Annotated in this window: 15 protein-coding genes and 2 riboswitches; of the genes, 3 read left to right on the forward strand and 12 right to left on the reverse strand. The window is 47.1% G+C overall.

Annotated elements, in window-relative coordinates; translation table 11 throughout:
- Positions 1 to 35: 35 nt before the first annotated feature.
- From MKY87_RS08700 to gcvH, 5 genes are all read right to left on the reverse strand, one after another.
- Complete coding sequence (locus tag MKY87_RS08700) at positions 36 to 1181, reverse strand: mannitol-1-phosphate 5-dehydrogenase (RefSeq protein ID WP_339789488.1); 1146 nt, start codon at positions 1179 to 1181, stop codon at positions 36 to 38.
- The gene (locus tag MKY87_RS08705; RefSeq protein WP_017686856.1) at positions 1178 to 1612 is read right to left on the reverse strand and encodes a PTS sugar transporter subunit IIA; all 435 of its coding nucleotides are present in this window, start codon (positions 1610 to 1612) and stop codon (positions 1178 to 1180) included. Before MKY87_RS08705 ends, MKY87_RS08700 begins: the two co-directional genes overlap by 4 nt.
- A complete protein-coding gene (locus tag MKY87_RS08710) occupies positions 1609 to 3711 on the reverse strand; it encodes a BglG family transcription antiterminator (protein ID WP_340963986.1) in 2103 nt (700 codons plus the stop codon). Before MKY87_RS08710 ends, MKY87_RS08705 begins: the two co-directional genes overlap by 4 nt.
- A gap of 38 nt (positions 3712 to 3749) precedes the next feature.
- Positions 3750 to 5204 (reverse strand): PTS mannitol transporter subunit IICB, encoded by a 1455-nt coding sequence (locus MKY87_RS08715; protein WP_339789481.1) that lies wholly within the window; start codon positions 5202 to 5204, stop codon positions 3750 to 3752.
- Between the two features lie 420 nt (positions 5205 to 5624).
- Positions 5625 to 6017, reverse strand: coding sequence for a glycine cleavage system protein GcvH (gene gcvH, locus MKY87_RS08720; RefSeq protein WP_047844042.1), 393 nt, complete (start codon positions 6015 to 6017; stop codon positions 5625 to 5627).
- Positions 6018 to 6362: 345 nt separating this feature from the next.
- A riboswitch (glycine riboswitch) is annotated at positions 6363 to 6485 on the forward strand.
- Positions 6486 to 6488: 3 nt separating this feature from the next.
- Positions 6489 to 6589, forward strand: a riboswitch (glycine riboswitch).
- Between the two features lie 216 nt (positions 6590 to 6805).
- Here gcvH and gcvT point away from each other — a divergent pair.
- The 3 genes from gcvT to gcvPB all read left to right on the forward strand — a co-directional run bounded on the left by gcvT (position 6806) and on the right by gcvPB (position 10871).
- Positions 6806 to 7942: a glycine cleavage system aminomethyltransferase GcvT gene (gene gcvT / locus MKY87_RS08725; protein ID WP_340963990.1), complete on the forward strand. Its 1137-nt coding sequence runs from the start codon at positions 6806 to 6808 to the stop codon at positions 7940 to 7942.
- Complete coding sequence (gcvPA, locus tag MKY87_RS08730; RefSeq protein WP_340963992.1) at positions 7939 to 9294, forward strand: aminomethyl-transferring glycine dehydrogenase subunit GcvPA; 1356 nt, start codon at positions 7939 to 7941, stop codon at positions 9292 to 9294. The genes gcvT and gcvPA overlap by 4 nt, the downstream gene beginning before the upstream one ends.
- Before the next feature lie 137 nt (positions 9295 to 9431).
- A complete protein-coding gene (gene gcvPB, locus MKY87_RS08735) occupies positions 9432 to 10871 on the forward strand; it encodes an aminomethyl-transferring glycine dehydrogenase subunit GcvPB (protein ID WP_340967406.1) in 1440 nt (479 codons plus the stop codon).
- Positions 10872 to 11166: 295 nt separating this feature from the next.
- On the opposite strand, the gene ptsP is transcribed toward gcvPB, so the two are convergent.
- From ptsP to MKY87_RS08770, 7 genes are all read right to left on the reverse strand, one after another.
- Positions 11167 to 12879, reverse strand: a complete 1713-nt coding sequence (gene ptsP, locus MKY87_RS08740; protein ID WP_340963995.1) for a phosphoenolpyruvate--protein phosphotransferase — start codon at positions 12877 to 12879, stop codon at positions 11167 to 11169.
- Entirely contained in the window at positions 12872 to 13147 is a 276-nt protein-coding gene (locus tag MKY87_RS08745) for an HPr family phosphocarrier protein (RefSeq protein WP_036617010.1), read from the reverse strand. The genes ptsP and MKY87_RS08745 overlap by 8 nt, the downstream gene beginning before the upstream one ends.
- A gap of 77 nt (positions 13148 to 13224) precedes the next feature.
- Positions 13225 to 15276 carry a glucose-specific PTS transporter subunit IIBC gene (gene ptsG, locus MKY87_RS08750; RefSeq protein ID WP_340913447.1) on the reverse strand — a complete coding sequence of 684 codons (2052 nt, stop codon included), beginning with the start codon at positions 15274 to 15276 and terminating at the stop codon, positions 13225 to 13227.
- A gap of 287 nt (positions 15277 to 15563) precedes the next feature.
- Complete coding sequence (gene glcT / locus MKY87_RS08755) at positions 15564 to 16418, reverse strand: glucose PTS transporter transcription antiterminator GlcT (protein WP_047844046.1); 855 nt, start codon at positions 16416 to 16418, stop codon at positions 15564 to 15566.
- Between the two features lie 165 nt (positions 16419 to 16583).
- On the reverse strand, positions 16584 to 18140 hold the full coding sequence (locus tag MKY87_RS08760) for a flotillin family protein (RefSeq protein ID WP_340963996.1): 1557 nt from the start codon (positions 18138 to 18140) through the stop codon (positions 16584 to 16586).
- A 63-nt stretch (positions 18141 to 18203) separates the two neighbouring features.
- A complete protein-coding gene (locus tag MKY87_RS08765) occupies positions 18204 to 18740 on the reverse strand; it encodes a hypothetical protein (RefSeq protein ID WP_017686844.1) in 537 nt (178 codons plus the stop codon).
- Between the two features lie 278 nt (positions 18741 to 19018).
- The gene (locus tag MKY87_RS08770) at positions 19019 to 20182 is read right to left on the reverse strand and encodes an iron-containing alcohol dehydrogenase (RefSeq protein ID WP_338588311.1); all 1164 of its coding nucleotides are present in this window, start codon (positions 20180 to 20182) and stop codon (positions 19019 to 19021) included.
- Between the last annotated feature and the right edge of the window lie 31 nt (positions 20183 to 20213).

A 20213-nucleotide genomic window follows, 5' to 3' on the forward strand; every position in this document is an offset into this window, starting at 1 on the left:
GCCTCATCTATACTGTTAGCTGGCTGCTACTGTTCTTACATTTGGTTATACTGAGCAACAGCCTGTTCAAGCACCGGATGATGCTCATCCATGGACGTATAATGATGCAGTGCAGCTGTAATCCCCTTCTGGCGGATCATGTTCTGCAGTTCAACTGCTTCCGGATCATCGGAGACATCGAACTTGCAGGCTGCTGCCATACCCATAGCCAGATAAGTCGTATCAGTTCCATCCGCATATGCCTGAAGGGCCGGGCGAACCAGACGATCATTTTGAGACAACTTGCGCAGCGGGGAACGACCTACTCGAGTAACCTCATCGGTAAGATACGGGTTGACAAACCGTCCCAATATTTTGACAATATACTGCTCATGTTCTTCCGGGTTGAATGCAAACCGTTTCACCAGAACTTTTCCGGTTTCCTGCAAAGCACCGTATACAATCGATTTCACCTTCTCGTCGGCAATAGCCTTCTGAATCGTGTCATACCCGTGCACATTACCTATATAAGCTGCAACGCAGTGTCCTGTATTAACAGTGAACAACTTCCGTTCGATATACGGCTCCAGATCATCGACATATAGAATGCCCTCAACCGGTTTGAATGCAGGAGCCATCTGGGAACGATCCACCACCCACTCGTAAAAAGGCTCCACCTGTACATGCAACGGGTCTTCATGATGCTGAATAGGCACTATCCGGTCTACGGCTGAATCTGGAAAATAAACGTATTGATCCGCAAGGGAACGTACCTTTTCATCAAGCAGAGCATATACATGCTCTTTCAACTGTGTACTGGCTCCAATGGCGTTCTCGCAAGCGATAATGTGAAGCGGGTTTTGAGCAGGACCGGAATTTAATCTTTTCTCAAGTCCTTTCGCAATACCTGGTGCAATATGTTTCAGCACACCCACGCCCACTGCAGTTGTAATCAGATCCGCTTCCACAACGGTTTGGGCAACCGTCTCCAGTTGGGTTCCATCGATTGCATTTACACCTGTGACGGTCTCCTGATCCTTGCTCTCGTTAGCCAGTTCCACCGTATATTGCCCCCGTTGCTGGAGAGCTGTTACCAAGGTCTGATTGACGTCGGAGAAAACCACCTCATAACCCGCACGGGAGAGGATCAATCCGATAAACCCGCGTCCAATGTTACCTGCGCCAAAGTGTAGGGCCTTCATAGCTCCATTTCACTTTCCAGAATTGCGATAACTTCTTCTGCTGTTTTGGCTAGACGCAGTGCCTCCATGTTCTCATCCTCAGCACAGATCACCGCGATGCTAGTCAGGATCTCCATATGTTCCCCGCCTTGAGCCGCGATACCAATGACCATATAAGCCTTTTCTTCGCCAAAATCAACACCTTGTGGATACTGAATGACAGAGATACCTGTGGATAAAATGAAAGCTTTGGATTCCTTTGTACCATGCGGAATAGCCAAGCCGTTCCCTACATAGGTCGAGACAATCTCTTCCCGTTCAATCATCTTCTCAATGTAATCAGCGGTAATATGTCCTGCATCCTTCAGAATCTGCCCTGCCATACGAATCGCTTCGTATTTGTCCTGAGCCGTCGCATTCATGATGACTTTATCTGTTGTTAACATACTCATAATGGTTGACCTCCAATTTCGGTTTTACTGCGATAAAATCCAACAAGTTCCTGGGACAGGTAATGAATGAGTTCATCCCTAATTCCCTTTTCCAGCAATGTAATCATTTCTTCCTGCAATAACAGTGCGCTGATCTCACTGAGAACCTCCAGGCTTTCCTTGGATAATTCTCTGGGACCGAGCATCAAGAGGACATGGGTAACTCCTGCCGGATCATCCGGCGTACGAAGGAGTGGCTCAGTGAGCTGAAACAAGCTAATGGACGGCCTGTAGATCCCCTCACTGCGTGTATGAAACAGCGCAAGTCTTGTGCCGGGAATCTTCTGACTCCCCACTGCCTCACGTGCCTCCAACCGTTTTGCGATCTCCCCCGGTTCCTTTAGCACACCAGATCCATGGAGTACGTTGCACATCGCATACACCGTTTTATAGAACCCGATGTCCTGATTATCCAGCGGGTACACCTGAAACTTGCCAATAATTCGGACGATTTCAACTAAAATAGCTTCCATTCCATCAGGGTCAGAGTAACGACTTGTCGTCTGAACCTCTGTTTCACGGGGCTTATTATGCTGTCGTTGTAATGTTGTTGTTCGGATAAAATGACGCAGACGTTCACTCTCTTCCGCAGTAAGCAGTGGACTCACTTTGTAATACTGATGCTCATCCATCGGCAGATCAACAGTAGATAAGACAAGATCATATTGATCTGTAGGTATCCGGGCAGCCTCGTACCAGGACACGCTATCCATGATCCGAATCTCGGGAATCTCCTTGGATAATCGGCTGGAAAGCATGCGTGATGATCCAATTCCGCTTGTACACACGATGATCGCTCTGATCTCCCGTTTCAATGCACGTAACCTCTCGATGGAAGCTCCAAAATGCATGACCAGGAAACCAATTTCCTCATCAGGAACTTCTGTACCTGGCCAAGCTTGATGCACGGATTGTTTAACCTCTTCAAAGAGGGAATCATAATCCTTGCGAATCTGCTGCAAAAGCGGATTACGAATCATCTGTTGTCCTTCAATTCGCTCCATTACAGGTTGCATGTGACCAAGCAAACCTTCACGAAGCAAACGATCCTCATGAAAGGCGTAATGCGTTCTCGCTTGCATCTGATCAATCAGTGAATGTACCCTGTCCAGTAAAATCAAGTCGTCTATTGGCAACAGCCGCGAAGAGTGAATCCGCTGCTCTGTCTCAATTAATAGTCTATGAAAATAAGCTTGCTCATCTTGGGAGAATGTCAGCCCCAGCTGGGTGGATAACACACCACACAAGCGGGAAGCCATATAAGGTGGAACCTTCATTTCATCCTGCTCTGCGACTTCATCTACCTTGTTCACCAGGGGAGGTATACGGCCAATGCCAAAGCCTTTACGAATCCGTACAACCGCTACGGATAATTGAATCAGCAACTTCATGTATTGGCGTTCCGGGATGTTCTCCAGCCATTCGATATCTGGTTGCCATAACGCATTCTCGACCGTAAGCACATCACCGTGCCCAATCATATCCAACAGTTTTTGGTTTACGATGGAGCCTCCCTGTTCTGGCTGTCTTCCGAATAGGTCGGACTCATCCAGAAATTCGAGAGCAAGTGCAGCTATGGCTGTGCGATGAATCGTCTCACTTCCGTTAATCTTGACGCCATATCCACGTCTGCGAACCAGCTTCAGTCCCGCCTGACGAATTCGTGACTCCAGATCGTCCAGATCAGTGGTTACGGTGGATACGGTCACTTTCAGATCCGAAGCCAAGGCGAGTAACTTTACAGGCTCCGGTTCATCCAGCAGGATGCAAAGCATGAAGAGCTTACGCTCTTCCGGCGTAAACTCTACATATTCTTTACCCTCTAGTTGATGGCGCAATACAGCCAGATCATCGGAACCGGCATCAATTCGGATACCGGTTCCTGATTTTTTTTCCAGCTTCATGCCCAAAGGTTCAAGCCATTGTTCAATCATTTGCAGCTCCCGGTGAACTGTTCGGGTACTGACCTTAACTTCAACGGCGATTTCGCCGGCAGTGACTTCATGTGGATGCTCCAGCAGAAACTCCACGATTTCACGTTGTCTTTTGGTAATACTCATATCTCAGCCTCCGGCTCAGGGAAAACGAATGCGTGCAATTACTTTAGACGTTCAACGAGCGCATCGTATTCCGGGCTTTTTAGGAAGTTGTCGATGGATATATGTTCTGCGTTCGGCGCAACGGAGCGGGCACGATCGGTTAATATTTGTTGTGTGATGACCACATCTGCATCCGGCGGGATATCACTGATAGCCGTATTGGTCACCGTAACGTCAATCCCCTCTGCCTTCATCTTCTTGCGCAGAATGGAAGCACCCATGGCACTCGACCCCATGCCTGCATCACAGGAGAAGACAATTTTCTTCACGTCTGTTTTGACTGTAGAAGAAGCCATATCTGCGGCTCTGTCTGCTTCACGATGATTAGCCGTAATGCCAGCGTTTGGCACGGTTCCTTGACTCTTCATGTCTTTCATCCGACTGGATGCGGACTCCAGATCTTCGTCCTTTTGTTTACCCGTTTTCAGCAACACTGCTGCTACCAGGAAGGAAACGACGGCTGCTACAAGCACCCCTGCAAGCATTGGCAGGTATCCACCTTTCGGTGTTAAGAGGAAATACGCGATAATACTACCCGGTGATGGTGCTGAAACAAGTCCTGCTCCGGTGAGCATAAATGTTAATGTACCTGCGACGCCACCCGCAATTGCGGCAAGAATCAGAATCGGTCTCATCAAAATGTAAGGGAAGTAGATCTCATGAATTCCCCCGAAGAAATGAATGATAACGGCACCTGGTGCAGAAGATTTGGCCATTCCGCGTCCGAAGAAACAGTAAGCAAGCAAGATACCAAGTCCCGGACCCGGGTTCGATTCAAGCATGTATAATACGGATTGCCCTAACTCTCTCGCTTGATCTGTTGCAATTGGTGTCAGAATCCCGTGGTTGATTGCATTGTTCAGGAACAATACTTTACCTGGTTCAATGATTAGGTTGACCAGCGGCAGCAAACCAAGATTCATTAAGCCTTGTACCCCGGCAGATAATACTTTGCTAATTGCTTCTACAGCAGGCCCGATGCCCAGTAGCGCAAAAATCCCCAAGATCCCGCCAATAATACCGGCTGAAAAGTTGTTAACCAGCATTTCAAATCCGGCTCTAACTTTACCTTCGATCGATTTATCAAACTTTTTGATGATCCATGCTGCCAGTGGTCCGGCAATCATGGCACCTAGGAACATCGGGATATCACTACCCACGATGACCCCGATGGTCATAATGGCACCCACGACACCACCACGCTGACCATGCACCATCGTACCCCCGGTGTAACCAATTAACAGTGGCAGCAAATATTTGATCATCGGATCGACTAGCTGCGCAAGCGTCTCGTTAGGGAACCAGCCTGTTGGAATGAACAGAGCCGTAATTAATCCCCAGGCAATAAACGCTCCCATATTCGGCATGACCATACCACTCAGGAATCGGCCAAAACGCTGAACACCTACCCGTAGCCCACCTTTGGAATTGGACGATTGGTCCAAATTACTCATTGTATTATCCTCCTTGGATCAAGTCATTATGATTTATGAAAGGGGTATCATTTCTCCCCTGCTGTAATCCTAAGCGAGAATGCTCTCCTGTTCAATGAAATGAAAGCGTACTTTCGTCATGAACAATGATGACAACATTAGGTTATGTAATCGTTTTAATTGATGCATAATGGCTGAACCCATTGGTACACAAGGCTTTTCTTGCCTATGACTTTTATCATTTCCAAAATCAATTTCTAACCTATAGCTTGGTCTAATCAGGCGATTCACATCCACAATCTGCTTCAATCCGCATTGGAAACCATTCTCGGAAAGCACAAAAAACCTGTGCAAGCCTCAGGCTCACACAGGTCGAAACAATATGAAGCAGATCTCATTTTGTTTATAAAATGTATGTTAATAAGTACAAGTTCGTTGATACTATTCTTCCGTATGTTTACGATACGCGTCTGCATTCATCAATGTAGACAATGCTGCTGTCAGATCTCCCTCAACACGGATTTCAATCATCCAGCCTTCCTCGTATGGAGAGCTGTTGACAAGTTCAGGGGAGTCCTGCAACGAATCATTCACTGCAATAATTGAACCAGTGACGGGAGAAAACAAGTCCGAAACCGTTTTGACCGATTCGATCGTTCCAATGCTGTCCTCTGCTTTTACATTGGTTTCAAGGTCAGGCAATTCCACAAACACAATGTCACCCAGCTGATGCTGCGCGAACTCGGTAATGCCAATACGTACAGTATCCTCCCCTACGGTTTGCACCCATTCGTGCTCTTCACTGTACAGGAAATCACTTTTCAATTCGCTCATCGATATCCGCCTCGCTTTTCATTAAATGAGTGCATGCGTTCTTTGACCTTAACCTTTTTCCCAGAACATAGCGTATGATATTTTTGATTCAAATGTCAAGATACCTCACAATTTATTTATTGATCACCTCTAAATCCTGTAACCCGATTACACTCTTTCTTCATATACTGGTGAATATTAGAATAGTAAGCGCAGTCTTTTTAAATACACGAACAATAACATTTAAGATAAATTAAATATTCGGTTTTTTAGTTATGATATATGACATCGTTCTTGACATCGGTAGTGGATTCACGTTTTAATGAGAGGAGTAAATGTGTTTATTGGACTATGTTATACCCGCGGATGAATGTAAAGGGAGAGATTACCCGTGACACCCGATTCGGGATGTACATGAGGTAACGCCGAAGGAGTAAACCACCGATAAGCGGGGGTGAATCTCTCAGGCAAAAGGACTTTTACGGGACGCAACTCTGGAGAGCATCTATTCGCCCTGAGCGGGCGTTATGATCACCCAAGGGGAAACCTGCTGCACAAGGCAGCGGGGTAACTCTCAGGTACAAGGGACAGAGCCTTAGAATACAGCGTGCTACTTGGCATGCCGATTCTTTGGCCTGTCCTTTTCCTTTTTCCCAAAAAACGAAAAACAGGATGTAGAACGGCGCTGTCATAGCTGCCTTACCATACTTATCTACGAAAAATCTCTGCTGAAAAATGTAAAAATACCCTGGTTCATTGATCCACGATTGTATATCCGGCCGGTTGACGGCCCATGACGAGGTGATTTGATGTCCGATTTGCTTAGAACACCACTCTTCCCACTGTATCAGCAATACGAAGGCGTACGGTGCATTGATTTTGGAGGCTGGGAGCTTCCAGTGCAATTTAGCGGAATCCAGAAAGAACATGAAGCGGTGCGTGAGCGTGCTGGACTGTTTGATGTATCCCATATGGGCGAATTCACAGTACAGGGTGAGCAGGCTGAAGTTTTTTTGCAACAAATGACGACCAATGATGTGACCACGCTGATTCCCGGTCAAGCCCAGTACACCCTGATGTGTTACCCAGATGGCGGTGTGGTGGATGATCTGCTCGTGTATAAGCTGGAAGATCAGCATTACATGCTCGTTGTTAACGCCTCTAACATCGACAAGGATTGGGCGTGGCTGCAAGAGCACCTGATCCCTGGCGTAAGCATGACCAACGATTCGGAGCAGACGGCGCTGCTCGCCTTGCAAGGTCCACTGGCTGTAGACATTATCGGGAAAGTTACAGATACGGATATATCCTCGATTGAGCCTTTCCGTTTTGTACAGCAGGCAGAGGTATGCGGCGTTAAATTACTGTTGTCCCGTACAGGTTATACCGGTGAGGACGGCTTTGAACTATATGTACCTGCAGATCAGGCCGCTGTGGTCTGGAATGGATTAATGCAAGCCGGAGAAGGTCACGGACTCGTACCAACCGGACTTGGTGCCCGGGATACACTGCGCTTTGAAGCAAGGCTCCCCCTGTATGGACAGGAATTGTCGGCAACCATCTCTCCGCTCGAAGCTGGCGTAGGCATGTTTGTGAAGCTGAATGCCGGACCTTTTATCGGATACGAAGCCTTGTTACAGCAAAAAAATGACGGGCCTGCCCGCAAATTGGTCGGCATCGAAGTGCTGGAGCGTGGTATTCCCCGCCCCCACTATCCGATTTACGCCGAAGGCGTACAGATTGGTGAAGTAACAACAGGCACGCAATCACCTACATTGAAGCGTAATCTGGGGCTTGCTCTCATCGACAGTAAATACGCTGCGCTGGGAACCCCGCTTGAGATTGAGATCCGCGGCAAGAAACTAAAAGCCGAGGTTGTGAAGACCCCTTTTCATAAACGGACACGTACGTCAAAGACACCTACTCAAGGAGCTGATCAAGCATGAGCAAGCACCGTTACATTCCCATGACCGAGCAAGATCAGAGCGCCATGCTCGCAACCATCGGTGTGGATACGCTGGAGGAACTGTTTCAGGACATTCCGCAGGAGATTCGTTATCAGGGCGAGCTGCCCGTATCCTCCAAACTTGATGAATATGCGCTGACACGTCACATGTCCAAACAAGCTGGTGCCAACGCCAATTTCGAAACACACGCCAGCTTCCTCGGCGCAGGCATATACGATCATCATGTTCCTTCCGTTATCAATCATGTCATTTCCCGTTCCGAGTTCTACACCGCCTACACACCTTATCAGCCTGAGATCAGCCAAGGTGAACTACAGGCCATTTTCGAATTTCAATCCTACATCTGTGAATTAACCGGTATGGCTGTAGCCAATGCCAGTATGTATGACGGCGCAACTGCCTTTGCAGAAGCAGGTAATCTGGCCGCAGCGGCAACTCGTCGCAAACAGCTCATCGTATCCCGTACCGTTCATCCGGAAGCCCGTCAGGTATTGCAGGCATATGCGCACGGATTAAGTCTGGAGATTGTCGAGATTGGTTATAAGGATGGAGTAACTGACTGGGATGCTCTGCAAGCCGCCATATCGGACGATACCGCTGCTGTCATGATCCAGAGTCCGAACTTCTTTGGTGCTGTGGAAAATGTGAAGCAGGCTGCCGACCTCGTGCATGCGCACAAGGGCCTGCTCGTTGTAAGTGCCAACCCGCTATCGCTGGGTCTGCTGGAAGCCCCAGGCAAGCTGGGTGCTGACATCGTTGTAGGTGATGCGCAGCCCCTCGGCATCGCCGCTTCACTCGGCGGCCCGACATGCGGATATTTCGCCGTATCCCAGCCTCATATGCGCCGAATTCCTGGCCGAATTGTAGGCCAGACCACCGATCGCAACGGCAAGCGTGGTTTTGTACTCACACTGCAAGCACGTGAACAGCACATCCGCCGCGAAAAGGCGACATCCAACATCTGTTCCAACCAGGCTTTGCTTGCACTCAGCGCATCTGTGTACATGTCCATCATGGGTAAACAGGGCATGATCGATGTCGCGGATCTGAATTTGCAAAAGAGTCATTACACCCTGAATACATTAACTGCAATTCCTGGAGTTGGCCTTACTTTTAATGCACCAACATTTAATGAGTTTGTGATTAAACTTCCTGAAGGAACAGACTTGGATACTCTTCAGTTGAAACTGCTGGATGCAGGCTTTATTGGTGGCTACGAACTCGGACGTGATTATCCGGAGCTTGCCGGACATATGCTGATTGCTGTTACGGAACGGCGCACTAAGGAAGAGATTGACGAATTCGCACGAGCATTGGAGGGATCACTGTGACTCAGGAAACGACGACGACAACGACAACATCGGTACAAGGACAATCGGTAACAGGTACCTCTTTCTCCACTTCGGCTCAATCTGAGACAGATACAACATTCAGTGCACAGACCTTATCTCCTGCTCCGGAACAATCATTGATTTTTGAACTCAGCAGCCCTGGACGTGTCGCTTATTCCTTGCCAGAATGTGATGTTCCTCGTCAGGCTGCCGATACGTTGATTCCCCGGGAAATGCTCCGTTCGGAAGCAGCAGCACTGCCGGAAGTGTTTGAGATAGATGTTATTCGACACTATACTGCGTTGTCCCGCCGGAACTTCGGCGTAGATAACGGATTCTATCCACTGGGCTCTTGTACGATGAAATACAATCCAAAGATTAATGAGGATGTTGCCCGTTATAATGGATTCGCCAAAATCCATCCGTACCAGCACGAATCCAGCATTCAAGGTGCACTTGAACTGTTATATACGTTGCAAAACGACCTTGCAGGTTTGACAGGTATGGATGCTGTGACTCTGCAACCAGCTGCGGGTGCCCATGGAGAATGGACTGGACTTATGATGATTCGTGCCTACCACGAAGGTCGTGGCGAACAACGTACCAAAGTCATCGTGCCCGATTCTTCGCATGGTACCAACCCGGCAAGTGCAACCGTTGCAGGATTTGAAACTGTGACGATTCCGTCTCGTGCAGACGGACTGGTCGATCTGGATGCACTCCGTGCAGCAGTCGGTTCGGATACGGCAGCATTGATGCTGACAAACCCGAATACACTTGGTTTGTTCGAGAAAGACATTCAGGAGATTGCATCCATCGTACATCAGGCTGGTGGCTTGCTTTATTACGATGGAGCGAACTCCAATGCCATTATGGGCATTACCCGTCCGGGTGATATGGGCTTTGACGTGGTGCACCTGAACTTGCACAAAACGATGAGCACGCCTCATGGCGGTGGTGGACCTGGCGCCGGACCAGTCGGTGTGAAGAGCCGTTTGATCCCGTTCCTGCCTAAACCGATGGTGATCAAGAATGATGATGGTGTATATTCACTGGACCGTGAAGGCGATCAATCCATTGGTCGTGTTAAAGCGTATTACGGCAACTTCGGTATTCTGGTACGCGCGTATGCCTACATTCGTACCTATGGACCGGAAGGTTTGCGCCGTGTCTCTGAATGTGCGGTACTGAATGCCAACTATATGATGGCACGTCTCACACCTTACTACGAGATTCCATATCCAGGCGTATGTAAACATGAATTTGTCATGTCTGGTCGTGGACTGAAGCAATATGGTGTACGTACACTGGACGTTGCCAAACGATTGCTTGATTTTGGATATCACCCGCCTACGGTGTACTTCCCGCTCAACGTGGAGGAATGCATCATGATCGAGCCGACGGAAACCGAAAGCAAAGAAACGCTGGATGGGTTCATCGATACGATGATACGGATTGCCAAAGAAGCGGAAGAGACACCTGAGTTGGTACTGAACGCACCTTATGGTACACCGGTCACTCGTCTTGATGAGACTACCGCAGCCCGCAAACCTGTACTGAACTGCGCTTGCAGTTAATTAAATCATTGTTAATACGAAAGCTCTTGCTGAGGTTCCAATCAGCAAGAGCTTTTTGTGTTGCCTTCCCCTTTAAAGATGCCACTCTTACAGCTCACCATCATCCTGTTAGAACATGTCTCAAACGAAGGCAAGCTATAGTCGGATGTATACCAGTGTCCGAATCACATTATCCTGTTTATAACAAAAAAAGCCGATATCCACATGAATCGCGGATACCGGCAAAATCGCTGCATCAATGCAGCTCATTATCGGAAAAAGAAAAACCTCAAATCCGGAGGAAACCCCGGCAAAATTACGCTTTAATGCTTTGAACCAATTCAACGACTTGTTCAGCCGTTTGCATATCCAGAGCTTTAGCAGCCAGTTCCTGCATATCAGCACGGGACAGTTTGGTGATCTGACTACGAGCTGGCAGAATGGAAGTTGCGCTCATGCTGAACTCATCCAATCCAAGACCAAGCAACAATGGAATTGCTGTTTCGTCTCCTGCCATCTCACCACACATGCCAACCCATTTGCCTTCACGATGCGCTGCATCGATAACCATTTTAACCAAACGCAAAATGGCTGGGTTGTAAGGTTGGTACAGATAAGCCACTCGTTCGTTCATACGGTCAGCAGCCATTGTGTATTGAATCAGATCGTTCGTTCCGATACTGAAGAAATCCACTTCTTTGGCAAACTGATCCGCGAGAACTGCAGTCGAAGGAATTTCGACCATGATTCCAAGTTGAATGCTGTCAGAAACAGCAATACCTTCAGCAACCAGCTTCTCTTTCTCTTCGAGCAAGACAGCTTTTGCTTCACGGAATTCACCAAGTGTTGCGATCATTGGGAACATGACACGCAGGTTTCCATGTACGCTTGCACGCAGCAATGCACGCAATTGTGTACGGAAGATATCCAGACGGTCCAGACACAGACGAACTGCGCGGAAGCCGAGGAATGGATTCATTTCTTTTGGCAGATCCAGGTATGGAAGCTCTTTGTCTCCACCGATATCGAGTGTACGAACAACGACAGGTTTGCCTTCCATTTTTTCCAGCACCGCTTTGTAAGCATTATACTGAATGTCTTCAGAAGGAAGCTTGTCTCTGCCCATATAAAGGAACTCGGTACGGTACAGGCCTACAGCCTCGCCGCCATTCTCCAGAACACCCGTTACATCATTTGGTGTACCAATATTGGCTGCAAGTTCAACATGAACGTTGTCCACTGTTACCGTTGGCTCGTCACGAAGTTTTCTCCACTCTGCACGTTGTGCATCATACTGTTCCTGTTTGGCACGGTATTCAGCAATAACTTCATCAGTAGGGTTAACCAGTACGTGACCATCCAGACCGTCAACAATGATCATATCGCCTTGTTTTGCTTGAGCCAAGATGTCCTTGGTTCCAACAACAGCTGGAATTTCAAGAGAGCGCGCCATGATCGCCGAGTGAGAAGTACGTCCACCAATGTTGGTTGCAAAACCTTTAACAAATTGGCGATTCAATTGAGCCGTGTCGGAAGGTGTTAGATCCTCCGCAAGCACGATCACTTCTTCATTGATCTCAGCCGGACTCATGAAGTCGATACCAAGCAAGTGATTTAGCACACGTTTGGTAACGTCACGCATATCTGCTGCACGTTCCTGCAGGTATGCACTCTTCATGTTCTCGAACATGGAGATAAATTGCGATGCCGTTTCGTTCAAAGCAAATTCTGCATTGACCATGTCATCCGCAATTCTAGCTTTAACCGGATCAATTAGTTCCGGGTCATTCAGAATGAGCAAATGCGAAGCAAAAATTTCAGCTTTTTTCTCGCCAAGCTCTTGTAAAGTACGCTCTTTGATCGCCTCAAGCTCAGCCTGGGATTTACCCAGAGCTGAGTCGAGTTTTGCGATCTCTGCGTCAACGTCGTTAATTTGGCGTTTTTCTACAGAGTAGTCAGGATGCTCCAAGATAAACGCCTTGGCGATAGCAATACCCGCCGAAGCCGCGATCCCGGAGACATTAAGCATTAATTTCGCCCAACCCTTCGTTAACCATAACGTCAGTCAAAGCTTGAAGAGCTTCAGCTTCGCCTTCGCCTTCAACGATGATGCTGATAGTGTCGCCTTGTTCCAATCCGAGGGAAAGAACACCCAGGATGGATTTCAAAGTTACTTTTTTACCGTTAGCTTCTGCAAAGGATTCTGCACCTTTGAATTTGTTTGCTGTATTAACCAGGGCTGTCGCCGGACGTGCGTGGATACCATCTTCGTCTGTAATTCTGAATGTTTGTTGCATTACAATCATCTCACTTTCAGTAGTTTGGTTTAGGCATTGCATATATTTACACTTGCTTGCCATCGTCGTAACACTTCTTATTTTATCTCAATGATTGGCTGTTCGCCAACTTTCAGCACTCCACTCTTCTTCAGAGTTACTGTGGAGCCCTCTGGCAGGTTGGTGAAAATAACTGGTGAAATGATCGAAGGAGCGTTTGCTTTTACATACTCCAGATCCACTTCCATAATCGGCTGGCCTGCCGATACCAGATCACCTTCCTGTACCAGTACGTTAAAGCCTTGACCTTTCAGCTTCACCGTATTAACACCTATATGAACAAGCACTTCCTTGCCACCATCGGACATAATGCCCACGGCATGTTTGCTTGGAAATACATTAAACACTTTACCATACACAGGAGAAGTTATCGTACCATCATGTGGCAAAATTGCGAACCCATCACCTGTCATTTTCTCAGCAAAGACCGGATCAGGTACGTTTGTAATGTCCAGCAATTCACCATTGACTGGCATAACGATATCCTCATCAACGATGCGCTCGCCTTGCTCACCTTGTGCCTTCTCCTCTTCTGGAGTTGGTTTGGCAGCTGCTGGCGTTGGTGCTGGTGTTCGTCCTGCAATAATATCCTGCATCTGAGATTTGATCGTGTCGGAACGTGTTCCGAAGATGGCTTGAACATTATTACCCACTTCAAGTACACCAGATGCACCCAATTGTTTCAAACGATCTTTTTTCACATTGGATTTCTCATTAACTTCAATCCGCAAACGAGTAATACAAGCGTCCAGATGTTTGATATTCTCTTTGCCACCAAAAGCTTCAAGAATGTTATGGGGCAGATCATCCGTTGAACCAGAGCCTCCGCCAGATTCGGTTTCAGGCGTTGCATCTTCTCGTCCAGGTGTTTTGAGATTGAATTTGCGAATGATAAACCGGAAACCGAAGTAATAGATCACCGCAAGAATCAATCCGACAATAATCACGTCCCACCAAGGTGTGCGGTTCGGAATAATCCCGAAGATCAGGAAGTCAATGAACCCACCGGAGAAGGTCATACCGATCTTTACACCCAGAATTTGCATGGTCATGAAAGACAAACCTGCAAAGATACAGTGTACTGCAAAAAGGATTGGTGCTACAAACAGGAACGAGAATTCAAGTGGTTCTGTGATCCCTGTCAGGAACGAGGTCAGCGCAGCTGAACCCATGATACCTGCAACATATTTTTTGTGTTCTGGTCTTGCTTCATGGTACATCGCAAGTGCGGCCGCTGGCAAACCAAACATCATGAACGGGAATTTACCAACTTGGAATGTTCCCGCTGTGAGGTTCACACCGTCACGCAATTGATTGAAGAAGATTTGCTGGTCACCACGGATGACATCTCCAGCTTTGTTCACATACTCACCGAACTCAAACCAGAATGGGGAGTAGAAAATGTGGTGAAGACCAAACGGAATTAATGACCGTTCTACAACTCCGAAGATGAATGCCGACAATGTCGGGCTTGTATCTACCATGAAGTGAGATACAGCATTTAACCCATTTTGAATCGGTGGCCAGATAATCACCAGAAGCAACCCGATTAAGAGGGAAACAACCGAAGTGATAATCGGAACGAAACGTTTACCTGCAAAGAAACCGAGGTAAGACGGCAGTTCGATTTTGAAAAATCGATTGTAACATAGCGCGGCGGCAATACCTATTATTATACCTCCGAACACGCCTGTACTTAATGTTGGGATACCCAAGATGCTGGCATAACCCGGTACTTCACCGATCATTGCCGGAGTAACCCCTACTGCGGTACCCAGTGTGACGTTCATGACCAGATAACCGATGATCGCTGCGAGACCTGCAACCCCTTCGCCACCGGCTAATCCGACGGCTACACCGACGGCGAACAGCAATGCCAGATTATCGAATACGATCTGACCTGCATTCATCATAATTGTTGCGATCGAGTTCACCCAAGGGGTGTCGAGCGCCGTTACATATTGCAAGAAATCTGGATTAACCAACATGTTACCGATTCCGAGCAGCAAACCTGCCGCAGGTAGAATGGCTACAGGCAACATGAGAGCTTTACCTACTCTTTGCAATACACCAAAAAGCTTTTTGAACATCGCGTCGTATCTCCCTTTCGTCTAATTTATATGTTGTGATGCAAGCAAGGGAACACAAAAAAAAGGCATGAATTAATAAAGTAAACTGTGCCAACCTTGGGGTATAGCATACCCTGTACAAGGAAAGAACAATCACACTTTAATTAACTCATGCCTGATCGAGTCAGTAACACGTCGCTTATGTTTATTCAGTTGCTTGATTACGGAAACCATTGTAGCACCAGTTCTAATCTATTGCAAGCCTTTACACCAAAAAAATAATTCCGCATTCCATCACTGGAATGATCTCACTTATTCTCTTCTTCTTTCCGCTGATTCAGCCTTTGCAGATGAATGGTCAGATAACCTACCTCCGCAGGATAAACAGGCAGTTTCAGTCTTTTCTCCATTACTTTGGTCAGTTTCCATGCAAGCGAGTACATTTCGGGATACTCCAACTTAAGCAGGGAATCTAACTTATGAAGCTCTTCCACTTTGTCTCCACGGCGAACACGCTCAAGGGCGAAACGAAGATGAGTCAGCAAACGTGAGTAATCAAGCGATTCCGTTTCAAACGAATAATCGAGTTGATCGGACACCAGGTTCACCAAATCAGTGATCAATTGTGAATGTTCACGTACCTGGGATATATTTTGATTGGTCATTGCGCTATAGATATGGAGGGCAACAAAGCCAATCTCATCCATCCCCAGATCTACACCCATTTTCTCTTTGATCAGACGAACAGCGTATTCTCCCATTCGATATTCTTCAGGATAAATCTCGCGGGTTTCATATAAAAATGGATTTTGTATGATAATGCCCTGCTCCTTGCGTTTTAACGCGAAAGAAATATGATCGGTTAATGCAATATGGATATGTTCATTCAGAGGAACGTCCGTACGCTCTGCAATATACGTAATAACTTCGTTAATAATCTCGATCAGTGCTTCATCCACCTGTGGAAGAAGCTGTTTGTACTGCTCTTGCTCCTGCTGGTTTTTCAAAATGAACATTTTCTCCACAGCCATCAATGGAATGTGATCACTCGGTTTTCGGTTAAAGCCAATGCCTTTACCAATAACAACGACTTCCCCGTGTTCTGGATGCTGTGCAATGATTACATTATTATTTAGCGCTTTATCTACATGCAAGCTGCTCATTGTTTGCACCTCTTTTTCACACCATCTTAGGTGTGATTAAGTCACACCCTGTTACGAACGAAAAGACACCCGGAGCGGGCAAACCGCGCCGGACGTCTCGCTTAAAAAGTAACAAAAATTCGTCTTAAGGTCAATAGAGCAACCATGCAAGATTCGAAGTGCTTCTTACTCGTCAACTCCAGCTCTTTCCACAATCTTGTCGATTATAGAAGGAGTAGTAACAGCCTCGCTCTGTTGAATGGCAACTGGCGCAGGTGTTTTAGACTTCGTAAGGCCTTTAATCAGCTGCTCTACATCGATGCCCGATACACTTTTGAGCATCTCTGGAGCGGTCGCCATAAGTTCGGTAACATAGTTACTCACTCGCGCTGCACCTTCACCTTTACCTGTATCTACCACCGTCAGTTTATCAATGGATGCAATTGGCTCTGCAATTTTGCCAGCCAGTTCAGGCAGCATTTTGACAATGATGTCGAGTACAGCCGCTTCGCCAAACTTCTGGAATGCTTCGGCCAGTTTTTCTTTCGCTTCTGCTTCCGCAAGACCACGCAAACGAATAACTTCTGCATCTGCTGTACCTTTGGCAAGTTCCGCATCCGCCATGGCCTGACCTTCAAGTCGCTTCTGCTCAGCTGTTGCTTTGGCATGTGTTTCGATGGAATACTGTACTGCATCGGCTTCACGCATTCTTTTGGCTTTATCCGCTTCGGCAGCCTGCTCTACCGCATAACGATCCGCTTCTGCCTTTTTCTTCACTTCAGCATCATATTGTTTCTCACGTACGACGATTTCTTTTTCCTGGAGATCAATCTCACGTTCTTTACGAACGAGTTCAACCTTCATTTCTTCTTCCACCACAATCTGTCTAGCACGCGCTTCATGGATATGGTAAGCCTGATCGGCTTCCGCTTTTGCTGTATCCTGATCCCGCTTAAACGTGGCTACTTTCAGTTCTTTCTCTTTGGCTGCCTCAGCGATATTGGTATCCCGCAGCAACTCCGCTTTTTGCCCCTGTTCTTCCGCATTGGCCTTCTGAATACGTGCATCACGCATCGCTTCCGCTTCAGCTATCTCGGCATCACGCTTCACAGCAGCAATTCTCGGTTTACCGAGAGCATCCAAGTAGCCCTGTTTATCACGAACATCCTTGATGGTAAATGAGACAATTTGAAGGCCCATTTTCTTCAGATCTCTAGCTGCTACGCCTTGAACCTCTTGCGCAAACCGATCCCTGTTCCGATATACTTCTTCCACCGTCATTGTACCGAGGATGGCCCGCAAATGCCCCTCCAGTACCTCCTGTGCTTCGCTTCTCAGCGCTTCTACAGGTTTACCGATGAATTGCTCAGCTGCCGTAGCAACGTCCTCTACAGCGCCTCCAACCTTGATAATAGCTACACCGTCAGCAATAACCGGAACCCCTTGCTCCGTGTACACTTCAGGTGTGGAGACATCCAGCTTGTGGGACAATAAGGAGATAAACTCGGATTGCTGGAATACTGGCAGGATAAATGCACCGCCACCACGAACAATCTTAATTTTTCGGCCAGAATCATCATCGGAGATATTTTTGCTACCCAGGAATGATCCCGTAACGATCATTGCCTCATCCGGTCCAACCGTTTTGTATCTCGCCCAGAAAGCCAAACCTAAAATTAGAATGACACCGACTACAACTATAGGAATCAGCAATACATCCCAATTCAAATTCAAATTATCCATTCCACATCTCTCCCCTTATTCATTCATGATGAGTGCTTAAACTACTTAGGTGATAAGAATACTTTATAAATCTTTAAGTACATTTTCATCCCATTCCGACACACGCAGTACACCATCTACAACATCCACCACCACAACACGTGCTCCCGCCGCAATGGGGAGGTGTTCAAAACTGGATGCCGTTTGAATCGTACTACCGGATGCAAAACGAATCATCACTTCGCCAAAACCTTTCTCCGGCACCGGAATGGTGATTTCCCCAATTTTCCCAGATAACTCTTTCATTGAAAATGCAATCGAGACATCGCTGTTACGCATCGGTTTGATATATGCGAAGAATACCAGCATGGCTGCAGCAATACCTATAAGCAGGGATAATATTAGACCCGACATCGCACTTAATGAACTATAACGTGTCAGCATAATGCCTGCCCCACCGAAGGTTGTAATGGAACCAGCTAACACAACGGGTTTGAAAAAATCAAGACCTGGCATTTCGAAGGCTCCGTCCAGCAAGCCGTCAATCAAGTCACCCAGCACAAGGCTGACAACCGCAAATATTGCTCCTCCGATCAGACACCCCCAATAAATTGTCTCCATCCCCTGTTCCTCCTCTCCTCTGCCGCAAATTCATCCTAACTGGGCATTCCACATGTAAATAAATACGTAGCTGACATCAAAATGTTTCAAAATCTTTCCTCAAATGTATTCTGAACCCGATAATGGGTATTATCACGACATTCTATTCTTCTTGCTTCATGTTCCTCCATCATTCTCGTGCAGAGCCAAATACATGAAAAAACCGCAAGCCCCCATAAAGGAGACTTGCGGTTATTGGACAACGGAATGTGTCCTTTCACTTTGCAGTGATTATAGAATTACAGAGAAGCCTTGTAGATGGATACAACATCTTCCCGTTGCAGTTTCTTGAAGTTACCGAATGGGCCAAACAGCATCGCTTTGTCTGCCATTACGTCGATCTGGCTATCATCGATATCGTAATCTGCCAGACGGTTAGGTGCACCAATGGATGTCCAGAATTTGCTGAGCGCATCGATACCTTCTTCGGCAATCTGTCTGTCCGACTTGCCTTCTGGGTTCACTTCGAATACATTAATTGCCAGACGTTTGAATCGATCCACATTCACATCCAGGTTATGTTTCATCCAGTGTGGGAACAAGATTGCAAGTCCACCGCCGTGTGGGATATCATACACTGCGGATACCGCGTGTTCAATATTATGTGTTGCCCAGTCGCCTGCGAGACCCATATTCAGCACGCCATTCAGTGCCATTGTTCCGCAATACAGAATCGTTTCGCGCAGTTCATAGTTCTCCAGATCTTCAACCAGACGAGGCGCTGCTTCCATGACAGTACGCAGAATCGTCTCACAGAAGCCAAGTTGAACAGGTGTATTGGCATCCAGATGGAAGTAATGCTCCAATACGTGGGACATCATATCTACCATGCCGTATACCGTTTGGTCCAGTGGAACAGTGTATGTATTCACTGGATCCAGGATAGAGAATGCAGGGAATGAGTATGCGCTACCCCAGCCCAATTTTTCTTGTGTATCCTGATTCGTAATAACCGAACCGGAGTTCATCTCCGAACCGGTTGCTGCCATCGTCAATACGGTACCGAGTGGAAGAGCGTCCTGTGCAACGGCTTTGCGCTGAGCAAAATCCCACATATCGCCATCATATTTGGCACCTACAGCAATAGCTTTGGAGCAGTCCAGTACACTGCCGCCACCTACAGCGAGGATCAGGTCGATGTTATTTGTTTTACAGAGGTCTACCCCTTTATGCACCGTAGAAAGACGTGGGTTAGGTTCCACACCTGCCAGTTCAGTCACTTCTGCTCCAACTTCCTTAAGCAAACCGATCACTTGATCGTACAGACCACTGCGTTTGATACTGCCGCCACCATATACAAGCAGAACCCGTTTACCGTATTTCGGCACTTCTGTTTTCAATGCTTCCAGTTGTCCTTTGCCGAAAATCAGCCGGGTTGGATTATAGAATTGGAAAGATCTCATATCTATTGTCGCCTCCAATGGAGTTTAGAAT

This window comes from Paenibacillus sp. FSL R7-0198, assembly GCF_038000415.1.
Lineage (GTDB): Bacteria > Bacillota > Bacilli > Paenibacillales > Paenibacillaceae > Paenibacillus.

Excerpts from the sequence above, each read along its gene's own strand:
- MKY87_RS08745 (WP_036617010.1), bottom strand. The coding sequence starts at position 13,147 with ATGCAACAAACATTCAGAATTACAGACGAAGATGGTATCCACGCACGT.
- gcvPA (WP_340963992.1), top strand. The coding sequence starts at position 7,939 with ATGAGCAAGCACCGTTACATTCCCATGACCGAGCAAGATCAGAGCGCC.
- gcvT (WP_340963990.1), top strand. The coding sequence starts at position 6,806 with ATGTCCGATTTGCTTAGAACACCACTCTTCCCACTGTATCAGCAATAC.
- ptsG (WP_340913447.1), bottom strand. The coding sequence starts at position 15,276 with ATGTTCAAAAAGCTTTTTGGTGTATTGCAAAGAGTAGGTAAAGCTCTC.
- glcT (WP_047844046.1), bottom strand. The coding sequence starts at position 16,418 with ATGAGCAGCTTGCATGTAGATAAAGCGCTAAATAATAATGTAATCATT.
- MKY87_RS08700 (WP_339789488.1), bottom strand. The coding sequence starts at position 1,181 with ATGAAGGCCCTACACTTTGGCGCAGGTAACATTGGACGCGGGTTTATC.
- MKY87_RS08705 (WP_017686856.1), bottom strand. The coding sequence starts at position 1,612 with ATGAGTATGTTAACAACAGATAAAGTCATCATGAATGCGACGGCTCAG.
- MKY87_RS08715 (WP_339789481.1), bottom strand. The coding sequence starts at position 5,204 with ATGAGTAATTTGGACCAATCGTCCAATTCCAAAGGTGGGCTACGGGTA.
- gcvH (WP_047844042.1), bottom strand. The coding sequence starts at position 6,017 with ATGAGCGAATTGAAAAGTGATTTCCTGTACAGTGAAGAGCACGAATGG.
- ptsP (WP_340963995.1), bottom strand. The coding sequence starts at position 12,879 with ATGCTTAATGTCTCCGGGATCGCGGCTTCGGCGGGTATTGCTATCGCC.
- MKY87_RS08710 (WP_340963986.1), bottom strand. The coding sequence starts at position 3,711 with ATGAGTATTACCAAAAGACAACGTGAAATCGTGGAGTTTCTGCTGGAG.
- MKY87_RS08760 (WP_340963996.1), bottom strand. The coding sequence starts at position 18,140 with ATGGATAATTTGAATTTGAATTGGGATGTATTGCTGATTCCTATAGTT.
- MKY87_RS08770 (WP_338588311.1), bottom strand. The coding sequence starts at position 20,182 with ATGAGATCTTTCCAATTCTATAATCCAACCCGGCTGATTTTCGGCAAA.
- MKY87_RS08765 (WP_017686844.1), bottom strand. The coding sequence starts at position 18,740 with ATGGAGACAATTTATTGGGGGTGTCTGATCGGAGGAGCAATATTTGCG.